The organism is Blautia intestinihominis (genome assembly GCF_040096655.1).
GTDB classification, from domain to species: Bacteria; Bacillota; Clostridia; order Lachnospirales; family Lachnospiraceae; genus Blautia_A; species Blautia_A intestinihominis.
The window spans coordinates 1-17,650 of sequence record NZ_JBBMEI010000066.1; the positions used below are offsets into that span (position 1 = coordinate 1).

General features: G+C 43.0%; 15 protein-coding genes. All 15 read left to right on the plus strand.

What is annotated here, in order from left to right; all coding sequences use genetic code 11:
* Positions 1-98: 98 nt before the first annotated feature.
* The 15 genes from WMO75_RS15490 to WMO75_RS15560 all read left to right on the plus strand — a co-directional run bounded on the left by WMO75_RS15490 (position 99) and on the right by WMO75_RS15560 (position 17,646).
* Entirely contained in the window at positions 99-515 is a 417-nt protein-coding gene (locus WMO75_RS15490) for a YjdF family protein (RefSeq protein WP_227222749.1), read from the plus strand.
* Positions 516-740: 225 nt separating this feature from the next.
* Positions 741-1,697: a helix-turn-helix domain-containing protein gene (locus WMO75_RS15495; RefSeq protein ID WP_092072146.1), complete on the plus strand. Its 957-nt coding sequence runs from the start codon at positions 741-743 to the stop codon at positions 1,695-1,697.
* 176 nt (positions 1,698-1,873) lie between these two features.
* Positions 1,874-2,551, plus strand: a complete 678-nt coding sequence (locus WMO75_RS15500) for a response regulator transcription factor (RefSeq protein ID WP_173753661.1) — start codon at positions 1,874-1,876, stop codon at positions 2,549-2,551.
* A complete protein-coding gene (locus WMO75_RS15505; RefSeq protein WP_227222750.1) occupies positions 2,544-3,443 on the plus strand; it encodes a sensor histidine kinase in 900 nt (299 codons plus the stop codon). Before WMO75_RS15500 ends, WMO75_RS15505 begins: the two co-directional genes overlap by 8 nt.
* Before the next feature lie 135 nt (positions 3,444-3,578).
* Positions 3,579-4,250, plus strand: a complete 672-nt coding sequence (locus tag WMO75_RS15510) for an ABC transporter ATP-binding protein (RefSeq protein WP_227222751.1) — start codon at positions 3,579-3,581, stop codon at positions 4,248-4,250.
* Positions 4,251-4,265: 15 nt separating this feature from the next.
* A complete protein-coding gene (locus WMO75_RS15515; protein ID WP_349078438.1) occupies positions 4,266-6,911 on the plus strand; it encodes an ABC transporter permease in 2,646 nt (881 codons plus the stop codon).
* A gap of 173 nt (positions 6,912-7,084) precedes the next feature.
* On the plus strand, positions 7,085-7,285 hold the full coding sequence (locus WMO75_RS15520; protein ID WP_227222063.1) for an Ig-like domain-containing protein: 201 nt from the start codon (positions 7,085-7,087) through the stop codon (positions 7,283-7,285).
* A 306-nt stretch (positions 7,286-7,591) separates the two neighbouring features.
* Complete coding sequence (locus WMO75_RS15525; protein ID WP_015525029.1) at positions 7,592-8,146, plus strand: RNA polymerase sigma factor; 555 nt, start codon at positions 7,592-7,594, stop codon at positions 8,144-8,146.
* Positions 8,119-9,219: a DUF4179 domain-containing protein gene (locus tag WMO75_RS15530; RefSeq protein ID WP_117996819.1), complete on the plus strand. Its 1,101-nt coding sequence runs from the start codon at positions 8,119-8,121 to the stop codon at positions 9,217-9,219. The genes WMO75_RS15525 and WMO75_RS15530 overlap by 28 nt, the downstream gene beginning before the upstream one ends.
* 480 nt (positions 9,220-9,699) lie before the next feature.
* A complete protein-coding gene (locus WMO75_RS15535) occupies positions 9,700-10,008 on the plus strand; it encodes a hypothetical protein (protein ID WP_117593961.1) in 309 nt (102 codons plus the stop codon).
* 36 nt (positions 10,009-10,044) lie between these two features.
* Positions 10,045-10,704 carry a single-stranded DNA-binding protein gene (locus WMO75_RS15540; protein WP_110925771.1) on the plus strand — a complete coding sequence of 220 codons (660 nt, stop codon included), beginning with the start codon at positions 10,045-10,047 and terminating at the stop codon, positions 10,702-10,704.
* 23 nt (positions 10,705-10,727) lie between these two features.
* Complete coding sequence (locus WMO75_RS15545; protein WP_117593958.1) at positions 10,728-11,348, plus strand: hypothetical protein; 621 nt, start codon at positions 10,728-10,730, stop codon at positions 11,346-11,348.
* Between the two features lie 14 nt (positions 11,349-11,362).
* On the plus strand, positions 11,363-13,585 hold the full coding sequence (recD2, locus tag WMO75_RS15550; RefSeq protein WP_207758508.1) for an SF1B family DNA helicase RecD2: 2,223 nt from the start codon (positions 11,363-11,365) through the stop codon (positions 13,583-13,585).
* A 97-nt stretch (positions 13,586-13,682) separates the two neighbouring features.
* Positions 13,683-15,473 (plus strand): P-loop NTPase family protein, encoded by a 1,791-nt coding sequence (locus tag WMO75_RS15555; RefSeq protein ID WP_243033333.1) that lies wholly within the window; start codon positions 13,683-13,685, stop codon positions 15,471-15,473.
* A 19-nt stretch (positions 15,474-15,492) separates the two neighbouring features.
* Positions 15,493-17,646 carry a cobaltochelatase CobT-related protein gene (locus tag WMO75_RS15560; RefSeq protein ID WP_270428639.1) on the plus strand — a complete coding sequence of 718 codons (2,154 nt, stop codon included), beginning with the start codon at positions 15,493-15,495 and terminating at the stop codon, positions 17,644-17,646.
* Positions 17,647-17,650 lie beyond the last annotated feature (4 nt).

Sequence of the window (17,650 nt, forward strand, 5' to 3'; positions counted from 1 at the left end):
AGCTGGTAGGTAGCCCAGCCGTCCTATGTAAATAGGGTAAGTAACCTGCCCCTCCGGGTTGTCCATTCTTTGTTCAATTCATTTTAGGAGGGATTTTTATGGACAAAACAAATGGAAAACTGACGGTATATTTTGAAGAACCATTTTGGGTAGGCGTATTTGAGCGTATTGAGGATGGTAAATTATCTGTAGCGAAGGTAATATTTGGTGCAGAACCAAAAGATTACGAAGTGCAGGAATATATTCAACAATACTATTTCAGTTTGAAATTCAGTCCGGCTGTTGAAACTGTTGTAAAGGATATAAAAAGAAATCCGAAACGGATGCATCGAGAAGTAAAAAAGCAGACAATAGGAACAGGTATTGGCACAAAATCGCAGCAAGCATTGAAATTACAGCAGGAACATAACAAACAGGAGCGTAAAGAGAGAAATCGCAAGAAAAAAGAGGCGAAAGAACAGCGAATGTTTGAGTTGAAACAGCAAAAGAAAAGAGAAAAGCATGAGGGGCATTAAAAGCCTCTTGAGCTTTAGCTCAAATCGGAATTGACCGAGCACATTGGGCGAGAGATACTTCTTGTTTGAATGTTGGAATGATTATAGGTATTTGTTTTCGGGATGAAAATACCGTTTATTTATTCTAGACATAAGATGTCCGGTTGAAAATTAACGGATTCTCGTTTTATGTCGTGGTAATTTTGGTGCATATTGGTAAGCTGTAAGTGGAAGAGAGGTAGAGATATGGATACAAAAAAGATTGGAGCCTTTTTAAAGCAATGTCGTAAAGAAAAGAATCTTACGCAAGAACAGCTTGCCGAGAAGTTTGGGGTATCTGCAAGAACAGTTTCCAGATGGGAAACAGGAATAAATATGCCAGATCTCAGTGTACTTGTTCAACTTGCTGAATATTACGATGTTGAGATGAGAGAGCTCCTGGATGGAGAAAGGAGCCAGACTATGAATAAAGATATGAAAGAAACACTGGACAAAGTTGCGGTGTATGAAGAATGGGTGAAACAAAAAGCATTAAAGGCTGGAAATCTTGCATTTGCATCAATGTTTGTGATTGGTGTGTTAGCGATTATTATTCAGATGCTATTAATGGTGGATACTCGTTTGGTTTTGGGAGAAATAGTAACTGTCTTAGTAGGAGGAATCCTATATGTAGCTATTATGGTGTATAATGGAATATGGGATAAATGCCTGCCAAAAAGTGCTGCTATATGGCGGAATTTTCTCACCAGTGTAATATGTGCAGGAATTTTTACAGTCATCTATGGTACATGTTTATTTAGAATGGGAGCTACAGAAACACAGATAACACGATTGGCATTGGGATTTCTGATAGGTATTACTATTGTGTCATTTATTATTCTTAGGACCTTAGCATTTATTAATCGAAAAAGAAATCAGAATTCACCAAATGTTCAGGAGAGAAAAGAAACTTCCCAATCTAAGACAGAATGGACAAAGATTTATAATGCACAGAATATAGTAGAGACAGAACAGCTCGTAGAAATGTTAAAGCAAAGTGAAATAGAAGCTTTTTCCCAGGAAGCAGGTGCGAATGTTGCAATGCATGGGGCACCCGGATTTGGAATATATGGCGTGGATATATTCGTGAAAACCGATGATACAGAGAAGGCAGTACAGCTGATCAAGGAGATTAATAACCAAGAGAATGAAGAAATTTTTTGACATTGTCACATATGCGTGCTAATATGATTATAGAAAAAGTGTGCTGCCGATAGACGGTTAGTCCACATACTTAATTGATTGAAAATAACCGTTCAGTTTGCTAGACTGAGGCGGTTATTTTTGTGTCTTGTTATTAACTTTGCCGAATACCTTTGAGGAACGAGGGAGTGAGATATATGGAGCAATTATTGATTGTTGAAGATGATATTGGTTTGAATCAAGGTTTATGCAAAGCACTGAAAGTAGATGATCGGAAGATCATTTCCTGCCATGACCTGAAAACAGCGAAGGAGCAACTGCTTTGCGGCGGTGTATCCCTGATCCTGTTAGATATCAATCTGCCGGATGGCAGTGGGCTTGAACTGCTCCGGGAGGTCAAGGAAAACACACCCGGGATTCCTGTTATTCTGCTGACTGCCAATGATACCGATCTGGACATCGTGGACGGACTGGAGAGGGGCGCTGATGATTACATTACCAAGCCCTTTTCTCTTTCGGTTTTGCGGGCAAGAGTGAATACCCAACTGCGAAAGCAAGCGTCAAACCATAAAAATGCGCCGATCCATATTGATCTATTTCACTTTGACTTTGAGGCTATGACCTTTTATGTGGGAGATTCAAAAGTGGAATTGAGTAAAACAGAACAAAAATTACTGCGTCTGCTTGTTGAAAATCGTGGTCGAACCATGACCCGTGGAGACCTTGTAGACAGGATCTGGACAGATGGTGCTGAATATGTGGATGAAAATGCTTTGTCTGTTACGATCAAGCGTCTGAGGGATAAGCTTGGGGCACAGAAATACATTAAAACCGTCTATGGAATCGGTTATAGCTGGGTGACAAAAGATGAATAAAAGCGGCATCGCGATCATACTGCTGTGTTTTCTGGCGGCAGCAGCTGTTGTATTATGGGAGCGGAGAAAGGTCATAAAAACGATGGAAGAAATCGAAAGGATGCTGGACGCCGCCATGACCGGCTCCTTTTCTGAAACAACTTTTGATGAAAGCCAGCTGTCTGCTTTGGAAACAAAGTTTGCACACTATCTTTCTGCCGCAGAAGCATCTTCTCGAAATATGGCACAGGAAAAAGACAAAATCAAATCCTTGATTGCGGACATTTCCCATCAGACGAAAACGCCGATTGCAAACCTGCTGTTATATAGCGAGCTTTTGATGGAGGAAACTCTGTCTGCATCGGCAAAGGAAAATGTGGAGGCACTGTACAAACAATCGGAAAAGCTACGATTTCTGATTGATTCTCTCGTAAAACTTTCCAGACTGGAAAATGGGATCATTTCACTTTCCCCTCAGCAAGCATCACTTCAGCCGCTGCTTGAAAGCGTAGTAGAACAATATACCGCCAAGGCTTCTGAAAAAGGATTGTCTTTGCAAATGCAGGATACCAATGCTTTTGCTGTATTTGACTTCAAATGGACAGCGGAAGCGCTGGCTAATATCGTAGACAACGCCATCAAATATACGGAGCATGGAACAATCACGATTTCTACCGTAAGGTACGAAATGTTTACAAGGATCGATATATCGGATACCGGTTCAGGTATCCCGGAAAACGCGCAGGCAAAGATCTTTGCCCGCTTTTATCGTTCAAAGTCAGTTCGGGAGCAGGAAGGGGTTGGCATCGGCTTATACCTTGCCCGACAGATCATATCCGGCGAGGGCGGCTATATCAAAGTCGCCTCTGTCCCCGGCAAAGGAAGCACTTTTTCCGTGTTTCTGCCGAAATAACAACAATTCTATCAAAATTGTTAGATTTCATTTTCCGCCGGAAAGAATGTGGAAAGAATCCTATGCGATAATCTGTATGTATCAAAGGATCGTTTCCTTTCATACATACAGATTTTTTCATGGAGGTACTTGTTTATGGAGGTTTTACAGGCAAAAGACCTGAAAAAGATTTATGGCTCCGGTAATAACGCCGTTCATGCGTTGGATGGAGTTGATTTAAGTGTGAAGAAGGGAGAGTTTGTTGCAATTGTCGGCACATCCGGATCCGGAAAATCCACGCTGTTGCATATGCTGGGCGGGTTGGATCGCCCTACAAGCGGCACAGTCAGGGTGGACGGACAGGATATTTTCTCCCTGAAGGAGGAAGCGCTGACCATCTTCCGCCGCAGGAAAATCGGCTTTGTGTTCCAAGCATATAATCTTGTTCCGGTGCTGAATGTGTATGAAAATATCGTTCTACCCATTGAGCTGGACGGTGGCAAGGTCAACAAGGATTTCGTACAGCAGATCGTGCAGACCCTTGGGCTGGATGAGCGTCTGGATGCACTGCCCAATCAACTCTCCGGCGGTCAGCAGCAGCGTGTGGCAATCGCCCGTGCGCTGGCGGCAGCACCCGCTATCATTCTGGCAGATGAACCCACCGGCAATCTGGATTCCAAAACCAGCCAGGATGTATTGAGCCTTTTGAAAGTCACCAGTCAAAAGTTCGCCCAGACAATCGTAATGATCACTCACAACGAAGAAATTGCACAGATGGCAGACCGCATTATCCGTATCGAAGATGGTCGGATCGTCTCCCAAAACTAACGGGAGGTGGTTACGATGAATGTCAAAAACAGAAAATGTATTCGGAAACTCAGCTTAAAATCTCTTTATGCGAACCGTCGTCGCAATCTGATCGCCATTTTTGCCATTGCGCTGACAACGCTGCTATTTACGTCCATGTTCACCATTGTCTTGTCGTTGAACGCCAGCTATGAAACCTACCAGTTTCGGCAGGTAGGCGGCTATGCGCATGGCACCTTTAAGGATGTTTCCCCCGAGCAGGCGGAACGCATCGCTGCCCACCCAAAGGTGAAGGCTGCGGGGGCACGGAAGGTAATCGGTATCACTGCGGAGGGGGTCTTTGCCAAAATACCGGCAGAGATCAGCTACATGGATGCCAACTGCACTAAATGGAGCTATGCAACCCCTACTACCGGACGGATGCCCGAAAGCGGCAAAGAGGTAGCCATGGATACGGCAGCGTTGCAGCTGCTTGGCGTAACGCCGGAGCTGGGCGCCGAGGTCACGGTTTCCTATTCCATTACGGACAAGGATCAAACCGCCTTTACTGTAACAGATACCTTTACGCTGGTGGGCTATTGGGACTATGATGAACTAATGCCTGTTCACTACATCAACATCAGCCGTGATTACGCAGATGACATCGAAGCGCAGGCAGTGAAAACAGGTTTACAGCCTTTCCGCACAGATTTGAATGTCATGCTGGCCTCCGGCACAAACATTCAAGGGCAGATGGAGCAGGTGGATACCGATCTTGGCTACACCTGGGACAGCTATACCGATCCCAACAGCGTCCGGATCGGCGTTAACTGGGGATATACCTCATCCCAGCTGGAGTCGCAGCTCGATCCAGAGCTGATGGTCGCCATAGCAGCTTTTTTGCTGCTGGTCATTTTCACGGGGTATCTTATCATCTATAACATTTTTCAGATCTCCGTTGCAGGGGATATCCGGTTTTACGGACTTCTGAAAACCATTGGCACAACGCCCCGGCAGCTCAAACGCATCATTCGCCAGCAGGCACTTCTGCTTTGTCTGATCGGTATTCCGGCGGGGCTGCTGCTGGGCTATGGCATCGGCGCTGTTTTGGTTCCTGTTGTCTTGCGCTCCACCCAGTTGGATGCAGGCATCACCACCATCAGCACATCGCCTGTGATCTTCCTTGGTTCTATGCTGTTCGCCTTGTTGACGGTGCTCTTGTCCTGTTCCAAGCCCGGAAAAATGGCAGCTAAGGTCTCTCCGGTGGAGGCTACCAAATATACGGATGCAATGCAGACCAAGAAAAAACAGCGCAGCACCCGGGGAGCCAAGCTCCATCAGATGGCCTTTGCCAATTTGGGACGAAACAAGAAAAAGACGGTGCTGGTGGTGGTGTCTCTGGCACTGTCGGTGACGCTGTTCAATGCACTGTGTGCCTTTGTGGGCGGCTTCAGCATGGAGAAGTATGTATCCTTCATGACCTGCGCCGATTTTATCGTCAGCACGCCCGACTATTTCCGTTACAACCCGGCAGATGAATTCATCACGCCGGAACAGATCGAAGAGATCGCAGCAAACACAAAGTCCAGTCTTTCCGGCACGGGATATGCTGTGCGAAAACCCGTATATCTTTGGATGACGGAGGATGCTCTGCGGCAGGACTATGCAAGGTACGAAAGTGCTGAGCAGTTGGACAGCCATATGAGCCGCATGGAGCACCGGGGCGATATGGTGATGGGAGATAGCAGAATCGAGGCTCTGGATAACAGCCTGTTTGACAAGCTGCAAGTGTTCGACGGAGATATTTCTCCTATGCTGGAGCCAAACAATAACGCTATTGCCATTGCGGTTTCTTTGGATGATTACGGCAATCTGCTCAATCCTGAATACTACCCCAAGGTGGGGAACACGATTACCGCTACCTATGCGGATGATGTGAAATATATCGACAGCCGCACCGGGGAACTCCGCACCGAAGATACACCGGAGGAGTACCTTCAGGCAAAATTGTATGGAGCCAGAGATGTAGAGTACACGGTCTGCGCCTTGGTAGAACTTCCGAATTCCATGAGTTATCGTTATGGCGGTATTGGATATGACGCAGTTTTGTCTGTGGACACCGCACAGAGGGACAGCGGTGGTGCAGCCATTCCGATGCTCTACCTGTTCGACACAGCGGACGAAGCTGACGAGGCCGAAGCAGAGCAATATCTGTCAAAGCTCACGGCCGGTGAGTTTTCGCCCTTGATGTATGAAAGCAAAGCCACGGTTCGCTCTGAGTTTGCTCAGTTCCGGCAGATGTTCCTTCTGATCGGTGGTATCCTCTGTGCTATCATTGGGCTGGTGGGACTCTTAAATTTCTTCAACGCCATGATGACCGGTATTCTTTCCCGCCGCCGGGAATTTGCGGTGCTTCAGGCTGTAGGAATGACAAACCGACAGCTCAAAACCATGTTGATCTACGAGGGGTTGTTTTACGCAATGTCTTCCGTAGCGGCGGCCTTTATTCTGTCGCTGGCGGTGGGACCTCTTGCAGGAAAAATGCTGGGCAGTATGTTCTGGTTCTTTGAGTATCGGTTCACCGTTCTGCCTGTCCTGCTGACAATTCCGGTATTTCTTCTGCTTGGGTGGCTGATTCCCTGCATGATGTATGATAACGCAGCGAAATGCAGCATTGTAGATCAGTTAAGGGATGCTCAATAATTGTTAAGCCAAAATTAGCCCTCTGTCAATGAAAAGGCTGAGGGCTGGAATTCAAATAATAATCAAAGTGACCATTACACTGGCCAGCGGCAAGAAACAGGTCATTTCCGTTACTGTGCAGAAAACAACGGTAAGAACAACAAAGATCACCGGACTGAAATCAAGCGTGACTGTTGCAAGGAATAAAAAAACTTACGCCGAAACCAGTCATCAGCCAGATTACTTCCCAGGAGAAGGTTACCTACAGTTCTTCGAATAAGAAGAGCGTGACGCTAAATTCCAAGGGCGTGATCACCGGAAAGAAAAAGGGAACAGCTTATATCACAGTGAAATCTGGAAAGATCCGTAAAAAAGTAAAAGTAGTTGTTAAATAAAAATGATTCAAGCAGGAGCTGCCTTTCATGAATACACATGGAATGGCAGCTCCTTTTTTCATTTTTTGCATGTAGTTTTATTTGCAGAAGTAGATTACGATATTAATAGTTGACCAAGAGAGAAGAATGTTTAGATAATATGTTATAGTGATAATGGAAGCATGGTAACAAAAAAAATTATAAAAATAGAAAAAAAGTGCAACCAAACAGAAAAAAATACGTTCTATATAATAGAAAACATTAATATGGCACACTGCAAATAACCTATCTGCATAAAAACACTAATATACAGGGGAGAAATGTGATATGGAAGATATACATATTATAAATTTATTTTTAGAAAGATCAGAAGATGCAATTCGCCAGGTAGAAGTAAAGTACGAAAAATTTTGCTTTAAGATTGCATGGAATATTTTATATAACACAGAAGATTCAGAAGAATGCGTAAATGATACGTGGCTGATAACGTGGAATAAGATTCCGCCCAAAACGCCAACAAAATTATCTGCATTTCTTGGAAAAATAACCAGAAATTTGGCATTGGACAATTTCAGAAAGAAAAATGCTTCAAAAAGAGCAGATACACATATGATGGATATTTGTGGTGAAGTGGAAAAACTGGAAAATACAATAAAGGATTATGTGGAAGAGGATATAAAGAAAAAGGAAATTTTGAATATTTTAGAAAAATTTTTAAGTGATTTAAAAGCAGGAGACAGGGATATTTTTGTCAGGCGATATTGGTATATGGATAATATTAAAGACATTGCAAAAAGACATGGATGCTCTGAGACTAAAATTAAATCCAGTCTTTTTCGAAGCAGAAACAGATTATGGGAAGAGGTGAAAGAAATCATATGAAAAAAGAAAACAATTTTTTGGATCTGATGGGAGAAATAGATGAAAAATTTGTTTACGAAGCTTCCTTGCCATGGAAAAAGCGAAATGTTAATTTGAAATTAAAATTAGCAAAGATTGCAGCAGGAGTTGTAATAGCATTATTGTTAGGAGGCTTGGGACATCCGAATGAGATAAAGGCGGCCTGGGAACAGATTACTTCGTGGATTCAAACGGCATTGGGGATTAATGAAAATGTAGAATCATATATAGATAGTGTTGGAAAAACGATTACTAAAAATGGAATTTCTATTACGTTAGATGAAATTGCTGCTGATAAGGAGAATTTATGGGTGGCAATATCTGATAATATAAATGATTCAAAAGAAAAAGAGACTATTCTACTAACAGAAGTGGAGATAAATGGAAAAGCGGCACAGTTAGATGGAACATATGCTCTGGAGAAAAAGGAGAACGGAGCAGATGGTCAGGTTTGTCATTATAGGTTGGAAGATACAACTATTAAAGATAATACAGCAGATATAAAAATGAAAGTATGGTTATTTGATCCAACAGAAATGGATACTGCAGATACAGAAGATACGGATGACTATATTTTTGAATTTTCATCAAATTGGGAAGAACTGGAGAAGAATACCATAAATGTAAATGTGAATAAAAAAATAAAGATATCTCCAAATCAAAATCTGACGATTTCAAAAATGAACTTAAACGATTTGGCAAGTACAATTTATGGAAATTTGGATAATAAAGAATATGAAGATTATTATTTAATAGGAACCGACGATAAAGAAAATCAGGGGCTTTATAGAATGACAAATTATGGAGACACAGAGACTGTGTTTGAAGAAAGCAGAAATAATACAAAATATAAAGGAATTTCTCCAGATGCTAAAACGGTGACATTAGAATTATATGTAAATAAAGAAGAAAAAAACAGAACAACATATAAAAAATATGAAACAGAAACAGAAGATACTTACGGAGAAGGCGTAGGACGTGTTTATGAAAGTGATGAAGATCCTCTGGATTTATATAGCCCAGTGGAAGGAAAAATAGAAATTAAAATCAGATGACAAAAGAATAATTTAATCGAAGAGAGGGAGGAGATACCGCAATTGGATATTTTTACTGTAGAGATAAAAAAATAACAATAAAATGTTTGGTGGTACATTTAAGATTCGTATAAATAAAAATGGTAAAATTACATTTCCGTAAGTAATAAGAGAAGTTGATTAAATCTTTGAAAATCGAAAATACAAAATATAGCAAAAGTGCGATTGACGTCAACAATATCTTGTGTTAATATGATTGTGAGATTTGTATTTGTATCTGTAGACACAGATAAGAAACGCTGGTTCCGGATCTGACCGGGAGTAAAACATTAAGGAGCCAAAAGCCTCCTGCCTTTGTAATGAATAAGGTCATTTAGAATGAAAATTTCTAAATGGCCTTTTTTTGTTGCAAAAATATGGCAGACAACAAGTACAGATCAGCAAATAAGGAAAGGAGGATCATAAAAAACACAAGAAAACTCAGAATGCAAGGAGGGCGTTATGAAACGAAAAAAGATGGAAAAGGAGGTCGTGCACCTTCTTGAATGGATTATCGAATATCCAGGAGTATGGCAGATTGTATGTAATCCAGATGGAAAGGAAACTTCGCCTGAATCTTTTAAGATGGCATATGATATGCTGGTCAAAAAATCTCTGTTTTATCTGATACCGGTATTGTTTGCAACACATCCGGGAGAAGAATCACTGGAGATGGCGAAAAATTTATGTACGACTGACTCTGCTGCCCGCGAGATCCGAAAAAATGGTATGGGAGCATTAGTCAAATGTATGCGGGAACATCTGGAATGAAACTGGAAAATTTTATAAAGTTATGGGAGGACAATTATGAACAAATCAATCATGATGGGACGAGTAGTAAATGAGCCTGATTTACGCTACACACAGACAGAGAATGGAGAACTTGCCATCGCAAACTTTCGCTTGGCGGTAAACCGGAAATTTGTACGAAGAGGAGATCCGGAAGCAGATTTCTTCAGCTGTACGGCTTTTGGCAGAAAAGCAGAGTTCGCGGAAAAATATCTGTTTAAGGGTATCAAGATTCTGGTAGAAGGTCGTATGCAGAATGACAACTACAAGAATCGGGCTGGTGAAAATGTCTACGGCATGCGGCTTATGATTGAAGAGATTTCTTTTGCAGAAAGTAAGAAAGCTTTAGAATCTGGAAATGACGAGCGGGAAGAGCCGGAAAGAGAAACAAGGGCATCTTCTAATCGAAACCGTTCTGACCGTGCAGAAAACCAGCGTTCAGCTTCCAGAAGCACCAGAAGTGAAAGAGCAGCAGAAATGGATGACCGTGACTATGACAGGGAACGTGAAAGTGGAAGATACAGAAACAATACCAGGACAGATGCATCAGATGATAGACGGAGATCAAATTCTGGCGGGACAAGATCCAGAGGAACTTCGGCAAGAAGCCGGGAGCGTAGTCAGGATATTGATGACCGGTACATGGAAACAGATGATGAAAAACTGGATTTTGACTGAGCAAATCATAGGAGGAAATGCTTATGATAGAGAAAATGAACAAATGGTTGTCTGCACATAAACAGCTGTGCGTGATAACTGGAATTTTTGGTCTGTTAGTATCACCATTTTTATGGCCGGTATTTCTGGCAGTGATCATACAGTCCCTTTCATTAGTCATTCCGGTTGCAGCAGGATTGTTTTTCTATGAAAAATTTATTATGAAAAAGGACAAGGAGGAAACGAATGAGAATGATGATGACAATAAGCAGCAAAAAAAACATGCAGATGCCCGTAAAGTACATGCAGATGCTGAAAAGACCGAGGATTTACCGAAAAATCATGAGAAGGGATCGGAAACGGTAAATTTCGATAATCAGGAGAAGCAGGCAAGATGCAGGGCACAGGCTGCCATATGGTACGAAAAGGAAGGCTTTGAGCGGATCCAGGCGATTCGGAAAACTCTGGAATCTGAAAATCGAAACCGTTTTTCAGTAAACAGGGAAGGAATCTGCAGTATTTCCATTGGAAAAAGGAAATATCGAAGGATTGGAATTTTAAAAGGTTATCCTTTTGGACAGACAGAGGTGATCCGGGAAAAACTAAAGAAGGATGGTTTCATCACCAGTATGGGATGCAATAATTATCTCTGGATTTCATGGTAGAGAGGAGCTGGAACATGAGCATTTGCTGTAAAGCCATCCGGCAGATCTATTATAATGCAGGAAGTGGATATACGGTAGCTTCCTACATGACCAATGAAGATTTACCGGAGGAAGTAAAAAAACAAAAGAATGGAAATTATGGAATATTTCAGGCATTTGGAACCGAACTTCCGACAAACGAAGGCCTGGATGTGGAACTGACGGGAGACTGGAAACCCACAAAATATGGAATGCAGTATAGTGTGAGCAATTTTTCAGTAACCATGCCAACCACAAAAGAAGGTATTCGGACTTATTTGTCGTCATCCCTGATCAAAGGGATCGGACCGGCAATGGCAGCCCGCATCGTGGAAACGTTTGGGGAAGACACACTGAATGTTTTTAATGACAGCCCGGAGAAACTCCTTCAGGTAAAAGGAATTACGCAGAAACGCTTAGATGATATTCTGGAAGGATATCAAAAAAGCAGTTCCATCCGGGAACTGATGATGTATTTGTCCCCTTTTGGGGTGACTCCTGCAAAAGCTTCAAAAATACAGGAGAAATTTGGCCCTGCTGCAGTTATGATCGTGAAGGAGGAGCCTTTCCGGCTCTGTGAGGTTCATGGATTTGGATTTCTGACTGTTGACCAGATTGCAGTAAAGGCAAAACATTTCCGTGCAGATGATCCCCTTCGCATTAAGGCTGCTATTCTGCATATTATGTCAGAAGCAGAAGGCGAAGGACATTTGTATTTAAAAAGAGAGGACATTATAGAACGTGTCGAAAAACTTTTAAATCACAACAAAGATGTTTCACCGGTCTCTGAACGGGCAATCCGGGATACAGGCAATGATATGATCCATACAGATGGAAGCCTGGTCTGCCACGATGGAGGGTTTTATACACGCAAAAGCTTCCAGGCCGAACTGGGAGCTGCTGCCGCATTAGTCAGACTCCATATGCAGACGGGAATGGCTGTAAATGTTGACCGTATTTTAAGAAAGATCCAGAAAGAACAGGATATTATTTTGAATGCGAAACAGCAGGTGGCAGTAAAAAATGTCTTTGAAAACCCGGTATCCATCATTACAGGAGGACCCGGCAGAGGAAAGACTACGGTGATCCGTTTCATCATTGCTGTACAGGAAGCATTGGATAAAAATGCGGTGATCCTTTTATGTGCACCTACAGGCATCGCCAGAAGGCGAATGCGGGAATGTACAGAGTATCCAGCACTGACGATCCATAAATCCATAGGGCTTACCGGAGAAGCTGGAGAGGAAGAATGGAAGAACGAGCAGCCAATTCCAGATGACCTGATCATAGCAGATGAGTTCAGCATGGTCGATATGTATCTGGCGGATAAACTGTTTGCCAGTATTAAATCCGGTGCCAGACTGGTCCTGGTGGGTGATAAAGATCAGATCGAATCCGTAGGGCCTGGAAAAGTATTTCAGGAGATCATTGATTCCGGCGTATTTCCGGTAACTGTCTTAGATGAATGTTTCCGACAGGAAGGGAATTCCACCATCAGCCAGAATGCCATTAAGATCAATAAGAATCAGCTGGATCTGGTGTTTGATGATACCTTTCAGTTTATTCCGGCTTCCACACCGGAGGAGGCTTCGCGAAAGATACAGAAGATCTATCGAAAAGAAGTACTGCAGAGAAACGGTTCTTTGGAAGAAGTGCAGGTGATGTCACCACTTCGAAAAGATACGGAAGCAGGTACGGATGCATTGAATCTGGTATTGCGTGACATTGCGAATCCAAAGCGTTTCGGTTATCCGGAAATCACAAATGGCAGGAATACTTACCGGGAAGGTGACCGGGTCATGCAGACAAAAAACAACGATGAAGTAGCAAATGGCGACATTGGAGAAGTCATAGGGATTTTTCGGAAAGATCAAAAAATGGTCATGCGTGTAGATTTTGGGGATGGCCGGGTCATGGAATATCAGGAGGAAGACTATTGGCCGCTGACACTGGCATATGCGATTACGGTACATAAGGCTCAGGGCAGTGAATATCCGATGGCAATCCTTCCAATGCTTCCATGTTTCCGGTGGATGCTTCGCAGAAACATTTTCTATACAGCAGTAACAAGAGCCAGAGAAAGGTTTATAATTGTGGGAAGCAAACGTGCAATCGCACAGGCTATCCGGACGGATTACATCAGCCGGCGAAACACCATGTTTGGGTACCGTATCCGAAAAATATATGAAGCAATCCTGGAACAGGAAAAGAGCGCATAAAGAATGAATGACAGGCAGACGTTGGAAAAATCCAATGCTCTGCCTGTTTCTTTCCTTCGTATGCAGAAAATCACATAATGAAAGAGGAGGGAACAAAATGCCAGATCTTTGTTTTTATGCACCATGGATTATGAAAGAACCCATTCCGGACCCATTTCGGGTGATGTTGGAAAAAGCAGGGAAAAAACGGGTCAGCTATGATGAAGCAGATTGTTCCATGCGAAATATCAGGAAGCAGGGAAAAGTCTCCCGCCTTCATGGGCCTACGTTACAGGCACTTCTGACACTGATTCAGATCCGGAAAGAAAAAGACTCTGGGGCTGCCGGTATACAAAGGGGCAGGGATACCATAAATTATTTCTGCATGGAATATCCTGGAAATCAGGGAAAGTATGTAATGACTTATAATTCGAAAAACGGACGTTTCAGTGGGATTTTAAAGACAGAAGAAAAAAACGAGAAACTTCCGGGAATCCGGGAGGGCAAAAACACAGGCGAGCAGTACCTGGCCCTTTTGGCTTATGCCAATCTGGTCCCGGATAATCCTTTATTTAACGAAGAGTTCCAAAAAAATTTCTACATACTTGAAGAACAGGAAAAAAAGGAATGGGAAGACACGGAAACTGCACTGCGGGCGGCATTTATCTGCTGCGATGCCATGTACTGCGAAGTAATAGCAAATCCACAGCAGGCGGTCCCGCTGGAAAAGAGCCAGTTCCGTGCAGAGGAACTGGAGGATGTGCTTCCGGAATATAAAATTGCGGCCGGGGTATATGCACCAAACGATGAAATCTATGGAAAGTTTCATGTGCTTTTGCCTGTAAATGAGAAGACAAAAAGAACACTTTTTGAATTAAAACAGATCTACTCTGGCAGATGGGATGTAAATGAAAGGACAAAAGAAAGGATCCCTTCGCTTCCGGAAGACTATCTGGTAAGTAAGGAAGCTGAAGAAATCCTGCAGATGGTGGATAAGACACCGGCAAGGCTGTTTATGTTGACAGGCGATGCCGGTACTGGAAAGACAACGGATGCCAGAATGATCGCCCAGATATTAGGGCTTCCATATTATGTGTTCACCTGTGGACCTGGAACGGATGAACTGGAACTTTTAGCGACCACCGTGCCAAATATGGGCGGAACAGCACATCTGGAAATGGAATTGCCACGTCTGGAAGACATTGAAATGGATCCGGCTTCAGCTCTTGCAACGGTAAATGGCATTTATGAAGAGGGGATCAGCCGGGAAAAAGCTTTTCAGGAGATCCTGAAAGCAGTTTATGAAAAAGGCTATGAAAAGTCGAAAAATGAAAAAGACTTCTTATTAAAAGAGTCAGAAATCGTAAAGGCATGCAGGGAACCATCTGTGATTGAAATTCAGGAGCCGGCCATGATTGAAAAACCTGGGACACTTACGAGATTAAACTCCCTGTTTGACGATGGAGCTGTAACCGATCTGGTAAATGGAGAACAGATACGGAGAAATCCGGATACCATTGTGATCATGACCACCAATCTGGATTATGTCGGCTGTCAGAACTTCAACCAGTCAGTTCTTTCCCGAATGAACCTGATTCAGCCAAAGGAAGCCCTGACAGAAGAGGAAATGGCAAAAAGGGCAATGAAAAGAACCGGGTTTAAAAACAAAGAACTTCTGTCCTTTATGGCTGCCACGGTCTGCAAGATCCATGAATATTTGATCGAACAGGACATTACGGATGGCGTATGCGGATACCGGGAATTGGAAAACTGGGTGTTAAGTTACATGGTTTCCAATGATCTCAGGAGGTCAGCATGGACAGCACTGCTCAGTAAAGCATCCATGGACAGGGAAGAACAGGGAACTATGGAACGCGTCTTTCTTCTTCCTCATTGTGCTGTGGATTAAAAACGGATGGAGGAAACGAATGAAAAAGGCTTTATACCGGAAACGGATATGTGCAGAGAAAGAAAAACTGACACCGGAAAAAGTATTTCATACGCCGCAGTATCGTGATCTTTTGACCTCGATCGGGCATGAAATCACGGGTGGAAAGTTGACTACATTACGGTTATACGATGATAAAAATTCAGGGATTGCAGGATGGAATCAGGGAGAAACAGTTGCCGTAAATCTGGGAAACCAGATTACGTCAAGTTTTCTGACACTGGAATTAAAAAGTGACAGCCTGATCGGGATTCTGGGACATGAATGCGGACATTACCGGTATACGGATTCTGCACTTAGAAAAAGGTATGCCGAGCATATGTTAAATGGCAGCTGGTATCCAAAGGAGCCAGTACCGGAAAATGCACAGGAAAAAGAGGCATTGGATGCGATGAATGTCTACTTTGAAAGAAAAGATAAAGCAATCCTTTCTATCTTTCTGCAGACAGCATCTTATCTCAGCAATCTTTTGAATGATATGTACATAGAAGAGAAGATGTGCGCCCTTTTTCCGGGAAGCATCCGCAGGGGAATCCTTATGAATCGCGACCGAAATGTGGAATGGCTTCCAACACTTAGGGAAATGCTGGAAACGGAGAAAGACAGGTTATCTATTCTTATGAACCTGTGTGCACAGTATGCCTTGTCTTCAAGGGTCAATGCCTGGGATGGTGCGGATTACGAGCTTATTGATACACTAAAACTGCTTATGCCGGTCATTGATGAAGCGGGAAAGGCAGCAGATGACATGGAGAGATATCTTGCCACCAACCATATTCTTCTGATGATCTGGAAATATTTTGCGGAAATCATAGATGAAATAGAGAAGAACAGTACAGAAAATGAAGAGCAAAAGCCAGAACAGGAAGAGCGTGAAGGGCAAAAGGAAAACCCGAATGAATCCGAAGAAGAACCGGAGGAAGAAAAGCAGGGTAACACAGGGGCACAGACTGAGCAAAATGAAGATAAGATCAGAAAAGAGGATACGGAACAGGAGTCGGAAACAGAAGACAAAACCGAAAGAAACGGAGAGGATCAGGAAACGGAAGGCCATGAAAACGGGCGCACGGCAGAGCTTCAGAAGTTTCTACAGCAACTGTGTGAAAATCTTCCGAAATGTGTCAGGGAGTCTGGTGGCTTCGAAGACAAACAGAATGAATGTGGCATCCCTGCCTCAGAAACGGAAGCATCCAGTGATAATGCCTTGCAAAAAATCCTTTATGAAATGGCGAAAGAGATGCTTGATGAGAAGATACAGAAAGAAATTTTCGAACATCTTCAAAAGGAATTGATGGAGATACCGTTTGAAGAAGGCCATGACCTGGTACAGAAAAAACTTTGCCGTAAGACCGAGATATCAGATTTTTTAAAATTACAGACAGAAAAGTATGAGGGGCAGCTTAAACAGGTAAAAAAGAGACTTCGCCTGAAACTGCTTCCTATATTGAAAAATCAGAAAGAACGCACGGAACATAAGCTTTTTCTTGGACGTCGGGTAGATCTTCGAAACATAGCTGCACCGTCTGGGGCAGTATTTAAGAAACAACAGCCAGGAAAAAATCTGGATATCTGTGTGGCGGTGCTGGTCGATAATTCTTTTTCCATGTGTGGGGAACGGATGGATCATGCCATTCTTGCAGCACTTTGCCTGTATGATTTTTGTATGGAATCAGAAATACCGGTTTTAGTGTGCGGACATCATACAGATGGATACCGGCATGAGAACCTGAAAGACGAAAAAGTGTATCTGCATTGCTGCGCAGATTTTGAAACGGATGAAAAGGATCGGTTCCGGATTGCTGGTATGCAGCCTTATGGAAGCAACCGGGATGGAACTGCATTGTGGTATGCTGGCAGCCGTCTTTTGGAACGACCGGAAAAACAGAAACTGCTGTTTGTGATCAGTGATGGTGCACCTAATGCAAACCAGTATGGAGGCACAGGGGCAAAAAGGGACCTTCAGAAGATTCGGAAAAAACTGCTGCAGCAGGGAGTATTCTTTCAGGCTGCTGCGATCGGAAGCGACAAGGAAGCAATTCAGGAAATTTATGAAGAATCTTTTCTGGATATTACGGATCTTGAACAGCTTCCGGCTCTTCTGACAAAGAAACTGCTGCGTTTTATCAGGAGGTAAGGAT